The organism is Desulfosporosinus sp. HMP52 (assembly GCF_000765145.1).
GTDB lineage: Bacteria > Bacillota > Desulfitobacteriia > Desulfitobacteriales > Desulfitobacteriaceae > Desulfosporosinus.
This window is the reverse complement of record NZ_JMGA01000059.1, coordinates 1-17,754: the sequence shown is the minus strand read 5'-3', so window position 1 is coordinate 17,754 and position 17,754 is coordinate 1. Positions and strand designations below refer to the sequence as shown.

Sequence of the window (17,754 nt, the reverse complement as noted above, 5' to 3'; positions counted from 1 at the left end):
ACCTCTGTAAGGCTTTAGAAATAGATGCCTAGAGAAATACTCAAATCCTAGAAAACTGTGGCTACAGGAGCTTATACAAAGCGTTAAATATGTATCAATAATATGATTCAGAACTATATATAAATTAAAATTGTGATGATGACTAAACAAATTGGATTATCCAGGGTTATTAGCAATTACCTATTACAATAATCTTGGACACTTGCACCATCAACTATGCGTTAAATATCTATTTAGTGAAGAGTTAAATTTCGTAACCTTTTACTAATACCATACACTAGGATATATTCTTGAATTGAATGACATCGTACTTCTTCCCCCATTGGTTGGATTTTATTACTCGTATCGTAGTTATCATTATTCCAAATACACTTAAGATGCTTATGCTTTTATGCTTCAATTCCAGTATCTACCTAGTTTCCCCTCTTCCCCAATTCATTTTATAAAATAATTTAATTACTCCTCATAATGGCGAAAGTTCTGAAGGTCGGTCTTCAGTCAACTGCGTGGTTTGTTTGACTCAACAGGGACTTAAAATCGTATTCACTAGCTTCCGCAATGAGAATCTGGTTAAAGTCAGTATTGTTGTCCCCCCACTTATCTAATTAATTCCTCAAAGTCTTGCGTTTTATTTACATTGGAAAACTGCATTTCAATATTTAGCCCTGTTCCTGAAGTGAGGTACACAACACCATATTGGCAAATAGGGAGTTGGCGGTTGTTGCCGTATCGCCTATCAGGTGTTCCGTTCTTGTTCACATATTGCCACGTTGAGCCAACCACAACCGAATCCTTTGGTAATGGATCGCTCTCAATAAATCTTGTCTGCGATACAAGAATGCTAACATCCTCATAGTTAACAAGACCGACCTTGCCTTTCCTGATGATAAACACTTTATCAGGCAGGAAAATAAGGATTTCCTTATAAAGCTTGATCTGAATGGTATCAACATTCGTGTTAATGTAAAATGGAGTAGTCTCTTCAATTTTGCATACCACTCGCTTGACGTTTCTGTCCGCACCGGCATTCACTTTTTGATTGGAGACGTGAGCCTCTTGTATAACTTGCCACTCCTTATCTCCCTCAGCAAGGATTTTCCATGCTCCAATTCGGCGATTATATTCGTCTTTCTTATCATCATCGAGTGTGTATTCCAATTGCACTGTCCCTGACTTGTGGGCGACAATTTTGAGAATAATTCCGATAATAGGCAAGAGAGTCAACACTGGGTATGTAGGGATAAGGATAGCACAAACTATTAAGACCGTACTCCACTTATTAAGCCGAATCGTTTTTTCAATGGCAGATGTAATATTTCTGATTTCAGCAGCTTTGAATGACTCAATTTCGGCACTCTCGATATTGCACATCTGTTCTTGCTGTTGTATAGGTTGGATGTTATTTCGAGCATTGTTTCTCGAACTCGGAGTTCTGTTCCTGTTTCTCCCCGATTCGTCAACATAAGACAACCCTGTGCCGGGAATGGAATATGTACTACGAGTTGTGCCTTTCGCGGTTCTTGTTATTCGGTAACCAGGTACACCCCAACTGTAGCCGATTCCAGACTTGCTAAGGTTAATCTTGAAACCGCCGCCAAGATTAATGCTCTTTCTCATTCCCCATAAGAATCCTCCTATTTCTGAACTATGACAACTGAAATATCGTCTTTTGAGCCTGCGTCGATAGCTGCTTGAACAATATTGTTACAGGTCTTAATACTTAATATATTGGATGTCATCAAGCATTCCAACTCGTCTATTCCAATGTAATCATGCACCCCATCCGAAGTCAGCAACAGCGTGCTAAATTCTTGCATATCCGAAATTATAATATTCTCAAACAGAGATGCATTACCCCCGCCGAAGCAGTTTGTTATCTCGTTTTTCCTGCTTTGTGAAGCATCATCAATTCTTCCCATTTTCAACAAACAATTATATACCGTATGGTCTTCAGTCAATTGTTTGAGGTACTTTCCTTGTAGCGCATACGCTCGTGTATTTCCGATATGAACAAGGAGTTCTTTATTTCCAGTAAAAACGATTCCAGTTAGCGTGGTTGCGGCTGTCGGAAAACCTTTTGCATTGCCTTCAACAATTAGGTCGTTATTGAGGTCATTCAATAATTGTCGCAGTTTCATTTTGTCAGGTTCAGCGTCAGATAATCCCTTAATTTGTTCAGCGACAAAAGTTGAGGCAAAATGACCTCCGGCATTTCCACCGACACCATCAGCAACACAAATAGTGTTGGTTGTCGATACTGAAAGTTTGGCACTATCATCGCAGATGGGCATATCCCCCACGAGAACAGTATCCTCACACTGCTCTTTCCCAACTCCGCGTTGTACTACAACAAAAGCAATCATAAACTACCCCGCCTACAGTCGAGCGAAAAAGGCATATTTTTCGCGTCGATTGCGTTAATAGTTATCCGCTCATCACTTTTTATAGCGTTATCAAACAAATAGCGAGACAGTGGGTTGATAAGCAAACTTTCCACGATATTGCCTATGCCCCTCGCACCGTTGGAGAGATTGCCTAACGACTTTTCAAGGAGCGTGGCACGTGCCTCTGAAACTACAACCAATTCAATCCGTTTTTCGCTTGAGAGGTTACTTACTATCTTCTTTATCTGTGCATCAAGAATCGTCTCAGCTACCTCTGGTCTAATAAAGTCAAACACCACAATGTTTTCTCCGATTCGATTAAGGATTTCAGGACGTCCAAGTTCCAATTTAAAATAGTTCTCAATCGCCTGGCGCACTTTATTCTGTACTTCACTGTACTCCATTTTCTCAGTAACATTGGCCTCTCGGATGCCCATATCGTTGCGGGTAAAAATGCCAAGATTGCTCGTGAAGATGATAATGCACTCAGAAAAATACACCGTGTTTCCCTGACCATCAGTCATACGGCCGTCTTCAAGTATTTGAAGAAACTTGTCAAAGATAGACGGATGTGCCTTTTCAATTTCATCGAACAAAAGAATTGAGAAGGGCTTCTCCTTCACGGCATTCGTCAATTGACCGCCTGCTTCATATCCCACATATCCCGGAGGTGCTCCAAGTAGTTTTTGGTCACTGTGGCTTTGCCCATATTCGCTCATATCAAAACGAATGCAACAACTTTCATCACCGAACAACTTCTCTGCGAGCGTTTTTGCAGTTTCAGTTTTACCAGTACCCGTGGGACCGGCAAAAAACAATATTCCTTTTGGCTTGGTGTGGGATGAATGCTGTAGCCCAGACATACCTGTAACAGCGCGCTTGACCACATCAAGAGTTTTTACTATTGCATAGTCTTGACCCTTGATTCTCTTTTTGAAATCGTTATATGCTGATGCAAGTGCGTTTTCATCGAGTTTGTCCCACGGGTTCTCACTAATACCGTATTTATAAAGGTCAATGACCGAAGGCATCTGCCGTATGCTGATTCGTTCGTTCTTACAAAGCCGACGCAAACCGTTTATTTCAGTGAAACAGAAACCTTCGGTTAACCCGACGAATTTGTCTTGCACTTTATCAAGTTCATCGGGATGTTCATTGTAGTAGCCGGTGTCAGACTCGTAGACATCTGAAGCGAAAAAGCTGGGGAAATTCTCTCCTTTTACAAGCACTTCGCGCTCTTCACGAGACGGAACCCCCAACAAAATCGTTTTTACATTGGGATTGTCATGATAAAACCAAACGGGGATATCGTTGAGTTTATTGACTATCATAACAACGATGTTCTTTAAAACACCGCTATCTATACGAACATCTTTACTCTCAAGAGAAGCGAGTAAAAGGTTGGTAAAACTATCCAACTCGGCTTGAGCCAAATTGTCTGGCGATGTAATGTAACGTGAGGCAAGCGTCATTATAATTGCCATTGCACTTGTATTTTGACTTACCGCTTTGCGGACGATTGACGCAGCAGAATTATTCTTGCCACCAAACTCTGCACGGACATACTTCCCGTCGAGTTTAGTGTCTGTGAGATTGGCGAAAGTTTCAATGTTGCCATCCTCGCAAGAATTGCTGAAACCTTGTAGACTGTCAAAAAAAACGACGGTCTGATAGCCCATATCCTTGAAGTAGTAATGGAGGTATTCAGGCAAGCGAAGAATACTCCCCTTGGAAATCCCGCCTTCAACAGGATATTGGTAAACATCAAGAACGTTCCCTTCGACAATAATCAGCGGTTTTATTTTGCTGAATATGCCAAGTTCACGGTGCCATTTCGGAATGTAATCAGCCATTGTCCTTTCCTCCTATTTAAGCCCTGAGAGCATTTCCATCATCTTCATTGCTCTGTCACGTGCATATTCGTAATCAGATATTACTTCGACTATTTTCCCCCGAGTATGAATAGGCATATGATAGCTACGCAAGCAGACTCCTTCGGCAAAGCCAATTCGAATTGTCATGTTCATGCTCCCAGCCGTTTGAAATTCCCCTCCGGACGGAACTGTTTCTTTCAACTTCAGGTATTTTTCAAAATTGTCTGCCCATGCATCGATGTATTTATTGATTTCCTTGCCTTCAAGAGTTACAAACGTGCCATTATAACGTCGGTCTAGCCCCGAAAAGTAGTAGCGGATATTCCAGCTTATTGCTGAAACAATCAGTTCTCCACCTGTTTTTAGTTTTTCAGAATAAGTCCCCACCATTTTTCAAACCTCCCCTGAATCCATTATCCGTGTTAATAATGCCTTTGAAAAACCTCGGTGATGTATGCCAACAGAGACTACGCCATCTGCGGTTGTGAAGTTCTGAATCTGATTGTGCACTGTCTCCAAATAGTTTTCATAATTAGCCTTGTACTCACTATTCAGAATAACGATGTTCTGATTTTCAGAACCTCGGAGAACGATGTTGGTATTCAACTCCTCAATATACTGTCCGTCTATAAGCACAGCAACAGAACTCAAAATATCATCAATGTAATCAGACTTCTGCTTATATAGTGCCTCATATCTGTATCCTGTGTAAACAAGTATGTCCGCGCTAACTGTCTTTAGGTACTTTATTAGTTCAGCAAGTGCCTGAGATTGCGCCATCGGCTCCCCTCCGGATATGGTGAATCCGTCAACCTTATGTGTAGAGACAATACTGCCTATGACATCTTTCAACTCCTGGACAGTAATCTCGTATTTGGGACGCTGCTCCCATAATTCAGGGTTGCTGCATCCCCGACATCTCCGAGGACATCCGCAAACCCAAATTCCGATTCGGTTTCCCGGTCCCAAAACCTTAACAGGATACAGGATTCTTGCTATATTCATGTTGCCAACTCAATCACAAGATAGGCTGCTTGGCTCTGCCTTTCACCATTAATCAATTTCCCACCGAGTCCAATTTCGTCTCCGTTCTTGAGCAATTTCGGGGCATCTGTGGGAATAAGCGTATTGTTCACAAAAGTATGGTTCGTAGTACTCATATTTTCAATATAAATTTCTCCGTTAGCGAGTGTGATCTTGGCATGCTTGCGGCTAACATAAGTCTTTGCTTCAAGGTATTGTTGCATTTCGGCTTCACGACCTATGACGGTAACAGGCTTGTCAAGCGAGAAAGTGAAGCAGGCGTCAATAGAACGAAGCACCACTTTCTGCGTTACTCCAGGTGAAGACTGTGATTCTGTCGCTCGAACATCAGAAATATCCTCGCCACACGACGAGCACTTCCTCGCTTGAGGGGGATTAGCAGTTCCGCAGTCACATGTTTTTACAAGACTACGGCTATTGCTTGACGCAGTCGCTTCACTGGCGGACGCATTCGCAGTGGCAAGAATTTCCTCATCAACCACCTTTATGCCAGTAAGGTCGGTTTCACATTTCTTGCACTCTAACAATGACGGAGTATTATACTCCCCGCAAGCAGGGCAGACCTTAAATTTGTTCAGTGTCATCAGTTATCCTCCCTTCGCAATGTGCGCTTTCCCGCCGACTTAGAGCGGGTCCCTTTGACTGTTATTTCTCCAACTGGAGCCGTCGCAGTGATGTTATAATCGGAAACATTAATGATTGTAGCATATTCAGCAGTAGGCGGTGCCAGAGAAACTCTTGATTTTATTACGACACCTTTAGCCTTAAGTCGTTCTTCAAAATCCTTGAAGTCAGAACAAAATGATCCCATGTCTTCACGCAAAACATCTGTTTCTTCAGACGTGGGAATTCGGTCTGCTCTGTCAATGCCACCAAGTTCCATCGCAATCTGTCCATCAGAATCATATGTGACGTTGATTGCCGTTCCTTCTCCATACGAATAAAGTTGATTTTTGAACCTTTTACCACTCCGCTTTGTGACAGAACGATTGCCAATAACGTCATAGCCCATTTCAGACATAACTTCATTAACACGATCGCTAATGTATTCCTGTTCCGTTTGCATGATGACCTGTTTCTCAAGGGTAGCGATTTTATTTCTAATTATCGACATAACGTCAATTACTTCTACTGCGAACGCTTCAGGTTGAACCCCGGCAACAGAACAAAGGGCGACGTAGCGCGATTGAAGCGTTTCAAATTCACTTTTCTGCTCCTGAACACGTAAACGAGCGTTTTCAATTCTTTGAAGCAACGGTTTTACGGTAACTGAACGAAAAGTTTCAAATTGCTCCTTCGAGGTAATCCTCGATAACGCTGAATTGGCGGAAAAGACTTCACCCTTTAAGTCAGCAGGACAATCACTGCCTAAAGATAAAACACGCAATTGCTCATTAAGCTGCTTGATGTCGGACTTAAATCTATCCTCATCCGACTCAGAAGGCGAAATAAAAAATGACTGCACGCTCGAAATATCTTCGGCGATGGCATTTTCAACCTCACTAACCCCTTGCTTTGCTTTTAGCTCAATTGGTCTTAGGACTTCTTCAATTTCTTTTTGTCGCGAAGCTACGTTGTTCTGCAATGCCCGCAACTTGGCAAGGACTCCCTTCTTTTTCTCCAATTCAGCATCTGTAAGTGTAATCATATCTACTTGAAGAATGGGTGCACACGACGATAGTTGATCCATAAAAGACAAACAGTCCTGCGGGACAGCACTCTGCAAATCTGTCAATATAATGATTTCACTGGAACAATCTTTGGTGCGCCGGTTTACAAGATCAAAAGTCGAGAGCAATGACTGGATCTGCCCGTTAATACCATTTAAATAACCGATTGATTTCTTTATCTCCTCGCAGCAAACGATGCTTTGCTGTAAGCAGTTTAACTGAAAACGAAGGTTCTGCCGTTGCCTTGCGGACATCTCATATACGGATATTTTGGGACCGCTCATGTCATCACCTCTTTCCTCTTAATTATTCGCACATCATAGTGCGCCAGTTTTCCAGTTCCCTTTTCTTACCGATAGTAATAAGCCACGTTTCAAGTTGAATGTCGAGATTCCCATCATAGTCCACCAGTTTGTGACAAAGACGCTCAAAGGCTTCAAAGGATTCTTCAAGTCGCTCACGCATATATCCGGCGAGTTCTCCAACCGTTCGAAATTGCTGTCCTTCAATGTTGAGCAACTTTTGTCCTGACAAGGTATATGCCATTAGGTAAAAGGTTTTTATAAGGTTTGTGTGTTCGTTCTTTTCAAGCTGATAAGACTCCTCGATTGCCACTGCTGCCTTTTTCAAAGGTTCGTTTTTGGGAGCGGCAATGGCAACATACTCGGTCAGTAACTTTTCCGATAAAACGGTCTCAAAATACTTGTCTTGTGATTTGTCTTTCTTCCATAGGTGGTCAAGCAAATCACGGCCAAGGGCGGGAAGACTTTCAAAAGTCCGTCCTTTCCAATAAAACCCCTTCAAACTCGGATTCAATTTATACACAAGTTTCCAAAAGATAATGTCGTCATTTCCGTTAGTTTTACTGGCTTCTTCCTCGGCAGACAAACATTGCTTCGCAATTTCCTGATTAAAGATTCGGAAATGCGCCGATATATGACCGCGGAAAAGATGCTTTTTACCTTCTTCCCAGTTTTTTGCGAATGCTTCAACTAGAACCTTTGGGTCAGTTATAGACTCATTCATAAACTGGTATGGGGGCATTACGCCTTTTCTAACATTGCCAACACCCTCTCCGGGGATAACAAGGCTTTCACCTGCAAGCCATTTTTTGACCTCAGAGTATGTCCAGCGACGATTCGGGTTATTCTTATTGCCACGAGATGTAATGTCGTAATATGTCAACGCTGAAATGAAATCGCTAAGTAGCGTAGGCATATTTTCAGGGAACGGAATGCGCTGGACGGAAACATACTGACCGATTTCTTCGGCACTCATATTGGCATAGGGCGCGTAACCAGTAAACAGCTCAAATAGCGTTATTCCAAAGGAATAGTAATCTGATTCTTCGAGGAATAAGTTCTTGAATGTTTCTGGAGCGGAGTATTCTGGAGTCATACCAGTCTTTGTCACAACAACAGAACCACTATCGCTCATAACAGAACTGATTCCGAAGTCAATGATAGAAACGGTCTTTCCGTCATCTGAGATCATAATATTTGACGGTTTCAAGTCTTTATGAATAATGCCTGCCTGATGAAGTACCCGTAAACCTTCGTTGATATTGGGAATAATCATCCGAACCAGTTCATCATAAGAACAGGTTTTCCCCTGAAGGCTGCCATTCTTATAGTAGTGCAAAATTTCGACAGGAAGACCATTGTGGGTTGATGACTCATAGAGCCTGGCAACAAATGGCGAGTTGATTTTCAGGAGCCGATTTACTACGTCCTGCTTTATCGCTGTCTTGCGCGTATACAGCTTTGCAACATATTTATCGTTTCTGTATGTACAAAGATACAAGTCCGCTTCCCCAGAGGCGACCTCCAAGCGTCTCTCAACGGTGTATTTCCCACAAAGGATAGTCCCGGCATCCAGAAGACCACTGGTCGAAGATACGCTCTCGATATGTTGCTCATATTGGGCAACAATTTCACTGTTGATTGCGGTTTTCGGAGTTCCCTGAAGTTCTGAATTAATAACGGTTTTATTACCCAAGGTTTTCACCACCCATTATGCGCACTTTTCCATCATAGAGTTTAATGCGCCCCTGTTTAACTAATCGCTCAAGCGCATTGTTCATACAGGTCATCATCCGTTCACCCTTCCTTGCATACCCTAACGCTTTAGCGGTAGCATCAATTAAGCCTTCTGAAGTTAATCCTATTGTTTGCTCGGTAATAGTCAGCATTGCAAGCCCAATTTCTTCGGGCGATATAAAATTGATTTGTCTTGGCGAACTACCTTCTGCTGGTACTCTAACATACAACTTTTGAAAGCCTGCAAGCGTTATGAAGCCATCCTTATCTTTTATGATAATGCTTTTCAATCTATTGCTTTTCATAACTCTGTCCACGGCATTTCTAACTGGAGCTGTTGCCTTTTGATTTCCAAAAGTACCTGCCATACGCTGATAAAGTAAATCAACATATATTGGTTGCTCAATTCCAACGATATATTTGATTACCTCGGCGACCCTATCATCGTTGTATAATTTTATAATATTGGGAGTTTCGTGCCACACAGCCTCCTTATACTCAACAAAGCCATATGGATTGCTCATTTTGGTTTCAATCGAAGTTAGCATAGACTGTACCGCTGAAGCCTCGTTCTCTTCAATCACTTCAGCAAACAGCTCAGTAGAAGGAGTTATATCTGGTGGTGCTGGCTCCTGCGCTTTTTTTACTTCTTTGAACTCTTTGATAGCGGTATCAATAAAGGTCAACATTTTCTGACCTTCAATATCCTGACGCGCCATCCACTCGGGTGACCAAACACGGTAGATTTTCCATCCCATTGTTTCGAGTACAGACTTTCGCAAACGATCGCGGTCTCTGGCGCTTTTTGCCGCGGCATAAGAAGGGCCGTCGCACTCAATGCCCGCGACGAAGCAGTTATCATTGTTGGGATGAAAGACAGCGATGTCTATTCTATAACCCGAACAACCCACATATTTCTTGATTTTGTACCCGTGGGAAATAATGAACTCAGACACAACATCCAGAAACACGTCTTTCTCGGCTTCAGTTTGACCAGCACGCAATGTTGACGAACCGTTCATAGCAAATTCGATATACTGACTGAGCATCTTAACCCCCTCTGATCCGGTGCGGCTCAAGTCGATATCAGAAGGTAATATAGAACTAACCAACTTAACATTGCACTTTGCTCTGGTAATTGCCACGTTAAGGCGACGCTCTCCACCTTTTTGCCCAAGGGGACCGAAACGCAAAGCCATAGGGCGATTGTTGTCTCGTTGCTCTTTTGTCTTAGCATAGCTTACGCTGAAAATAATTGTATCCCTCTCATCACCTTGAACATTTTCAAGATTTTTTACAAAAAACTCATCTTCTTTGTCTTCAGTAAAGAAGCTTTCGTATTCAGGATGCTGTTCCCTTAATTTCTGAATCTCCAGAGAAATGGTTTTCTGCTGGCTCTCGCTAAAAGCTATTATTCCGAGAGAGCGAGTTGGAGTTTTCTCGATGTGTTGCCTGACAAGTTCTACGCAACGACGGGCTTCAGAAGTATTTCGCCCTTTACCCTCATAAACACCATTCTCTACATAAACAAACTCAACGCCAGTATCAACACCGTTGTTTACGCTGCTTGGGAATGTCACAAGTTCGTTCTTATAGATTTCCTGATTTGAAAAAGCAATTAGATTTTCATGCTTGCTGCGATAATGCCAAAGCAAGGTGCGATTCGGTAGAACACCTGTTGTTTCCTCAAGAATAGAATCGTAAATTTCAATACCGACAGCTTCATCGCCTTCTTTGTCAAAATCATCATCATCGTTGCTTGTGCTGGTTGCAAAAAAGTTTGTTGGTGGCAATTGTTTACTATCTCCGGCAATGATGACTTGCTTACCTCTAAAAATAGAACCAATGGCGTCCTGGGGAAATATCTGTGATGCCTCGTCAAAAATGACCATGTCAAACTCATAAGACTCCGCCTCCAAGAAATAAGCCACCGAGAGCGGAGACATCATCATACACGGTTTAAGCTTAAGCAAGAGGTTGGGAATGAACTTAAACAGCTTACGCAACGGCATTATCTTGCGTTTTTTCGTGATTTCCTTTTGCAGTATACTGAGTTCATCGTTGGCAGACAAAACCCTGTTTGTGTCGGGGATTCCGTTGATAACATTTTGCCTGATACGTTCCTGCGCTATGAGCAGTTGCCTCTCGTCAAGCGAGACAAACCTATTGATTTTCTCGTCATGGTTGTGACGCCGAAATTGCTCGACCATCTTCTTACTACCGATTACAGATCGCACCCATAGAGTAAAAAAACCACGTTTGAAGATGCTAACAACATCTTCAAACGTATTGTCATGTTGCTCTATTTTATCAATAAAGTCGGCAAGCCCTAACTCATTGCAAGCTGTTTTTGTTTCGACACACGAAATCCAGTTGTCAAGCAGCATTATGTTGTTGAGGCAGGCATCCACTCTCCTGGCAACCTTATCAAGCATAGCGTTGTCAAAATCAGAAGCTGCCTCGAATAATCTTTTTAATTCCGCGTAGCCCCGCTCACTTTTGCCAATACGATACTTTAAGTCGGATTTTGCTGCTGTGATTTTCGTCCTGAAATCAGTTTCCTCACAGAACTGTGCAATGAATGCTTCTGTCATTAAGTTTGAGTTATCATGTGAAAACAAGACCGATACAGATTCCAAGTCAGAAATAATGGAAACCCAATCAGTCTCTAGCCCAGCTATCAGCTTACCGAATTTTCCTTCATAGTTTTGATATGTACTATGAAGTGCCATTTGTTTTTCATATACCTTGTGTGCTTCAACAATCCTACCAAGTAAACTACTATTTGGAATTGGCTGTACGGCGTGAACGGTCATCTGTGAAATCAGGTTTATTTGTGTCTCGCTTTGTTCGTGGAGACGGATAAAACTTGGCATTAGAAATTCTCGTATGTCTTTGTTGGAATAATCCGACATAACCTTGGCTATATCTGCATTTACAGCTTCTTGCGCTTCTCTGCTCAGTACAGTCAGCGAATTATACAGCTCAGTATAATCGTAATCATGATTTGCTTTATCGCAAAGCAAATCTATCACGTTTTTAGGTACCGTAGATTGAGGGAAGGCAGAATGAATTTGTTTGACAAAGGTTAAACCTGTTTCAATATCATCCCAATCAGAAGCGTGACCAACATATAGCTCACCAAAATACATGCTAAGCGTACAATGATTTTTTACAAACCAGCGTTTTTCTTCGCAAAGACTTATCATGTTATTCAGCAACGAGGAAATATCTACCTTCTCAAAGACAACTCCCAACTTATTTATTTCTGTAATGATCGTAATAAGAGCGTCAAGAGTGTTTAGCTCAAATAATGATTTTTCATTATTATTTTGAACCAGTAAAATCAACGCTTCACACGTTTCTATCATTCTTGTAAATGTTGGAAGCAATGATTCCTTTATGCTATAACTTGAATAATCTGCGTTTATTATCGCAATACGTTCTTCAACCTTTTTAATACTGACATTGTTATATATAGAAAAGACTTTACCAAGTTCAGTATAGTCATCAGTGTGTAACGTCTTTTCGCAAATCATATCTATTACTTTGTTAGGTACACGCACATTGGGGAACAGCGCACGAATACTATCAGCATAAGATAGCCCCGCCTCAATTGCTGACCAGTTTGACTCTTTTCCAGAGTAAAAATCTCCAAAGCACTCTGAAAGCTCTTTTGTGAATTCGGTAAACCATTTCTTCTCCGCGCAGATATCTATTATTGTTTGTAGTAATTCTGTGATTTCATCGATGGTGAATTTTGTGCCTACCTTTTTTGATACCCCTCTTATAGTTTTAATATCTGCACGATAAGAGGATTTGAAAATCTTAAAAAACGATGTGTATTCCGTTTTGAATCTAAAAAGTATACCTTCTGCATCAATATCCAATGCTTTATTATCCCATTGGTGAAGTGCGAGCCAATTCTCTTTTTCGATTAACAAAGAGGCATGCGTAGAGGCAACCTTTAGCATTTGCTTTGCTTTTTCGTATACAACGCTATTAAACCATTTGTGAAATACCCTTGGCGAATCAAGAAGTTCTGCTATATGTTTAAACGCTACATTAATGTCAAGGATAGAGTCATTGGCATCACTCTGTATTGGGAATATTTCAATACCCCGTGTGAAAGCATCTATGATTGAGTTCAAGTCAACTACAATCCCATTGACTAAATCCCTATGTTTGTAAGTTGGGGTCAAAATGTCATGACTATCCCATTGCTTATCAACCAAAGCATTCGAAGCGAATAGCGTATCAGCATGAATCTTTGCTGTTGCTAATATATTTTGTGCTTCAAGAGTTGATTGTTCACCGAACCATGCTGGTATGACAACAGGCGAATTCAAGACATCAGCAAGAGTTCGAGCATATTCGTCTAAGTCTGCAAATGTTGCGACATTAATGGGCAAATAATTATATGCAACTTCATAAGCCCTGATAATGTTTTCTAACTGTGCGATTACACCGTTTGCAAATGCTTGGAGTACATCTGCACGTTCCATTATCTCGGTAACTTCAACATTCAGCTTTGCATCAATTTTCACTATGCTCATTGCCGTTTGGTGGATAGCTTCTAACCAAGCCGATAAGTCTACATCGAAAACTGTGTCGCTAAAATATCTATGCACATCGTTGAGGGCATTCAGGTACTCTTGCTTTTCAAATTTTGCACGTTTTGCTTCTTCAAGCAGGTTATTGCGTTCTGCTTTTTGTGACCACTTAAGCGGGAATAAAGGAGTATTTTCGATAGCATCGAATAGAGCAACAACACGCAAAGCTCCTAACCAAGTGCAGGCATCCTTCAAATCAAATGAAGATATCACCTCGGTTAAGGATTCAGCCAATACCAGTAAAAAATCAGGTAAGTTGGAGGTGTTTTGTGACAAATCATCTCTGAAACTCTGAGTTACCATCTTTACAGCAGTCCCGTTCCAAGGATTCTCAGAAAGTTTTATTCCAAGGCTCTTAAGGGCTTTATCATAATTGCTAACGCGGTAAAGCATCCTATTGTATGTTGAAGATGAAATCGAAGCCGGTTCTTCGATATTGAACTGAATGTATGGTGCATTCTGTAAATAAGTCAGTTCTCCGAATACATCATATAAACTCTTCTCCAGGGGAAGAATTTCTTCGTGCAACTCGCAGACGTATTGATTCAAGACCTGTCTGTCCTGAAACAATTCAGTCAGTTCAAACATTGCGCTGTCCTTCATCCGCTTGCGAGGCAGCTTGAGGTTTGCAGCTATACTATCAAGAATCTCTTTCTTATTTGCCTTGTGGCTATGTAACGCAAGGCAGAAATCATCTAAGCCAACTTCAGCAAGCCTCTTATAGACAACCTGAAGAGCTGCTGCTTTTTCCGAGACAAAGAGAACGGTCTTCCCGTCTGCCAGTGCTTCGGCAATAATATTCGTGATGGTCTGGCTTTTGCCCGTACCCGGAGGTCCCTGCATAACGAAACTGACCCCTGCTTTTGAAAGCAAAATTGCTTCCTGCTGGCTGGAGTCTGAATTAACAACCTGATAGCAGTCGTTAGGAGACACTCTGTCGAAGTCGAACTGCGTCAATTCGCTCGGAATATTGTTTGCGGCGTTTGTATCGCCTGTTATAGCTCGAATTACCGGGTTTTTGAGCATACGGTCATAGTTATTATTAAGGTCATGATACATACTTATCTTAAGGAAGGACAAAAGTCCAAGATTCACTTCCCGAAGCAACTTCCAGCCATATTGATCGGCAATCTCCTCAATCGTCTGCATGTACTGGTCAATGCTTTCCTCGCCGTTGAGTTCAAAAGTAGGCAAATCTATGCCAAAGCGTTCGTTGAAGAGATAATCAAGGGTTGGGTTTACCTCAATATCATCGTCATAACGCAGCAAGGTGTACGACGCCTGAATAGATTCGAGTTTCAGAGAAACAGGCATCATTAGGACTGGAGACTTCAACCACTGCGCGTTAGGAGAATTATTTTCTCTCCATTCAATGAACCCAAATGACAAGTACAGAATATTTGTGCCTTGTTCATCTCTGGCGAGTTTGGATTTTGACCGAAGATTGTTCAAAGCAATCCTCCGCTCAAGAAGCGAGCCTTCTGCCTTGATATCTCCGACATGAACAGGAATAGGGTATGACAATGTTTCCAAGAGAGAAAGCATAGAAAAAGTTCTGAGGTCAGAATCCTTATCAATAGGGCGCTGAAAAGTCAATTCTTCCTCGGCAACAGCGAGACGGTTAAACAACTCCGTATACTCCGGCTCCAATATTTTCAGAGTAGCACGTTTGGTTTCCCGATAACTTATCATTTTATTCCGCTTCGAAAGGTCGAGTAATTGTTTTTTCCAATGCTCTGCCTTTCGCTTCAAAACGTCTTTGTTTGAGTGTCCTCCATCGACTACAGGGATTGCTTTCGGTATTGAAACAGTATCCTGAATAACCGAATCTAATGTGGAAGCTTGAGTCTTCGGATCTGCATCAGCAATCGCTGTTGAGGTTATCTTTGGTTGTGCCACTGAAACATTGGGTACTCTTTGTTGTTCGGTTATATTTTGAGGCGGCTGCAAATTTGCCGATATCGCTTTTCGGATAATATGTTTTGTCTTTTCAACGGGATAAGGGGCATCACTTAGATCATAAAAGCCAGTAGAAACTACAATTCCGTCTTTTTCGGCATTATCGAAACCAACAGGCACAATTACCTTGTCGTTTGCCTTGATGGTTAAATCATCAGAAATATAGGCATACCTACGCGCGCTTCCAGGGAAAGTTACGTTACAAACCATTATCTTTACTTCTGTCGTATTTATTGGATGCGCAATATCTTTTTTCTCAGCGGCTATATGGGTTGCATTAGGTGTTTTAGAACTGCGACTTTGAATTGTAGAGTATGTTGTTCTAATATCCGAGTTATACGATTGCTCCCCTAGGGCAGTATAACGCGCATATGAACCTGAGTGCTTGGCAATCTCGGCAGAAGATGACGAAGCAAACGTTGTTCCGCACACTGGGCAAGTATGCGCACTGCGTAATTCAGCAATAGGCGAACTTTTGTACTCATCCCTCAAGATTTGACGGCTTATTCTACCACACTTAGGACAAGCCACAGTCGCCACTTTTGAGCCGTCTTTACTTGCTAAAAGTACCATAACGGACATATCGTGAACCTCCAGCTTCCGATTCTATCAAGATTAATCCTTGTTTTTTGTTGTACTATCAGATATTTCCTCTGCTTCAGCCGCCGTTCCTGACAGTATCCATTAGTCAACTAGTCGATTTCAAAATTGCTTCCTATTTAAATTTCAAAAGATAATCTTTATACCCATTTCCATGTACAAGAGCATATAGGAGAGAATAAAATTTTTTTACAAACCAGAATTTGGGTAGGTAATAATTTTAAGAATCTCATAGGAATAAACCACTTATAATTTTCAGAAGACCTGTTCTTTTTACCAGAATATTTGTCCTGCTGATAGGAAACAGGTGCTTATTGAGTTCTATAAAAATTTTGCTATATCTCTTAAAGCAAATTCATATATTCACCATAGCGTTACTACAAAAGAGTTTCTGAAGTTTTTAGGAAATAAAACTAATTGAATATTTCGTTGACAGAGCACAGTCATCTCGGATAGTTTGAGCAGTTGTCACAGAATTTGAATACACCTGTCTCGGAAGAGAGTGCAGTGGATTAAAAATTTACGAATTGCAGGAAAACGGGATCTTATTTTAATTATCGCACATGAATGTTCCCCTGTACTTATCCAGTCCCATAAGCCCGCCACACAAATCCCCATCGTTCCCTCAGAGAGCCGCTCTACAAAAGGCTCCCAGCCTCTCGGTAATGAAAGACAACACACCGTCTCAACGTGCCTTGAGGATACAAAAAAGATGCCGCCCGAACCTGGTGAGGCCTTGGCGGAAAATAATTATTGTAATTTTCTATGGTTTTATTCTATTTCCTTACACAGGATTTGATATACCTCGAAAGTAATAATTTATGCATTTATTCCAGTTCAAATCCGAATATCTCTCTATCAGAATCACTATTATCTATTTTAAATTTTTATCCATTCTTATAATATTAATTTTCTCTGGTGAGCCCAGTGACACAAAAAACATACTCATGGTATTACCGAGTTAGTATCTATCATATCCTTATAATTTTTCAACATAATTTCATCATTCTGAAATATTTCAAGAAATATTTCATCCCTGTATTTATAAAACTCAATTAAGCTAAACTTTTTACTAAAACATACTTTGAAGAACTCTTTCATACAATTTTTCAGTCAACCATTCTCAATTTTCTTTTTGCGTAAGTACTCTTCCAATGTGATTATTGGATCTAATAGATAATGTTATCTATATGTCATTAATATAACATCGCCAGTTAAATGGATGTGTACAGACAAGTTGCCACTTTGTGTTGAGAAATCAATAAGCAGATTGCCAATAATGACGGAAATGGACTAATAGCACATTCTTACTTTGATAGAGAATTCAATATTACTCCAGAACTTTGAAATAATGATTATTAATTCTTTAGAACCAGAAGAAAAAATATATGATTGGGTATAACATTAAAAGCATCCATCCATAACCTTTGCCAGCTGGTATACTTAGAAGAAGGAATATTCCTAGTTCTTATAAAAGGTATTCTTTTCGCAAGCGAATAACTTTACAAATAAAGTGCTTAAAGTAAGATTCTCTTTTGCTACTTCTCCAATAAGGTATTGATTTATACTGA

9 protein-coding genes are annotated in these 17,754 nt (G+C 40.9%); all 9 read right to left on the bottom strand.

Going from position 1 to position 17,754, the window contains the following annotated elements; all coding sequences use genetic code 11:
• Positions 1-597 precede the first annotated feature (597 nt).
• From DP73_RS19320 to DP73_RS19280, 9 genes are read right to left on the bottom strand one after another with little or no spacing between them, the layout of a single operon-like run.
• Complete coding sequence (locus DP73_RS19320) at positions 598-1,617, bottom strand: DUF4236 domain-containing protein (RefSeq protein ID WP_034601847.1); 1,020 nt, start codon at positions 1,615-1,617, stop codon at positions 598-600.
• A 17-nt stretch (positions 1,618-1,634) separates the two neighbouring features.
• Positions 1,635-2,363, bottom strand: a complete 729-nt coding sequence (locus DP73_RS19315) for a PP2C family serine/threonine-protein phosphatase (protein WP_034601845.1) — start codon at positions 2,361-2,363, stop codon at positions 1,635-1,637.
• A complete protein-coding gene (locus DP73_RS24280; protein WP_034601843.1) occupies positions 2,360-4,237 on the bottom strand; it encodes an AAA family ATPase in 1,878 nt (625 codons plus the stop codon). Before DP73_RS24280 ends, DP73_RS19315 begins: the two co-directional genes overlap by 4 nt.
• Positions 4,238-4,249: 12 nt before the next feature.
• Positions 4,250-4,648: a hypothetical protein gene (locus tag DP73_RS19305; protein ID WP_034601841.1), complete on the bottom strand. Its 399-nt coding sequence runs from the start codon at positions 4,646-4,648 to the stop codon at positions 4,250-4,252.
• A 3-nt stretch (positions 4,649-4,651) separates the two neighbouring features.
• Positions 4,652-5,263: a 4Fe-4S single cluster domain-containing protein gene (locus DP73_RS19300; protein ID WP_034601839.1), complete on the bottom strand. Its 612-nt coding sequence runs from the start codon at positions 5,261-5,263 to the stop codon at positions 4,652-4,654.
• Positions 5,260-5,886, bottom strand: a complete 627-nt coding sequence (locus tag DP73_RS19295) for an FHA domain-containing protein (RefSeq protein ID WP_034601837.1) — start codon at positions 5,884-5,886, stop codon at positions 5,260-5,262. Before DP73_RS19295 ends, DP73_RS19300 begins: the two co-directional genes overlap by 4 nt.
• On the bottom strand, positions 5,886-7,256 hold the full coding sequence (locus tag DP73_RS19290; protein WP_034601834.1) for a hypothetical protein: 1,371 nt from the start codon (positions 7,254-7,256) through the stop codon (positions 5,886-5,888). Before DP73_RS19290 ends, DP73_RS19295 begins: the two co-directional genes overlap by 1 nt.
• Positions 7,257-7,278: 22 nt before the next feature.
• Entirely contained in the window at positions 7,279-8,970 is a 1,692-nt protein-coding gene (locus tag DP73_RS19285) for a serine/threonine-protein kinase (protein WP_034601832.1), read from the bottom strand.
• A complete protein-coding gene (locus DP73_RS19280; protein ID WP_034601830.1) occupies positions 8,963-16,165 on the bottom strand; it encodes a DUF4011 domain-containing protein in 7,203 nt (2,400 codons plus the stop codon). Before DP73_RS19280 ends, DP73_RS19285 begins: the two co-directional genes overlap by 8 nt.
• Positions 16,166-17,754: the final 1,589 nt, after the last annotated feature.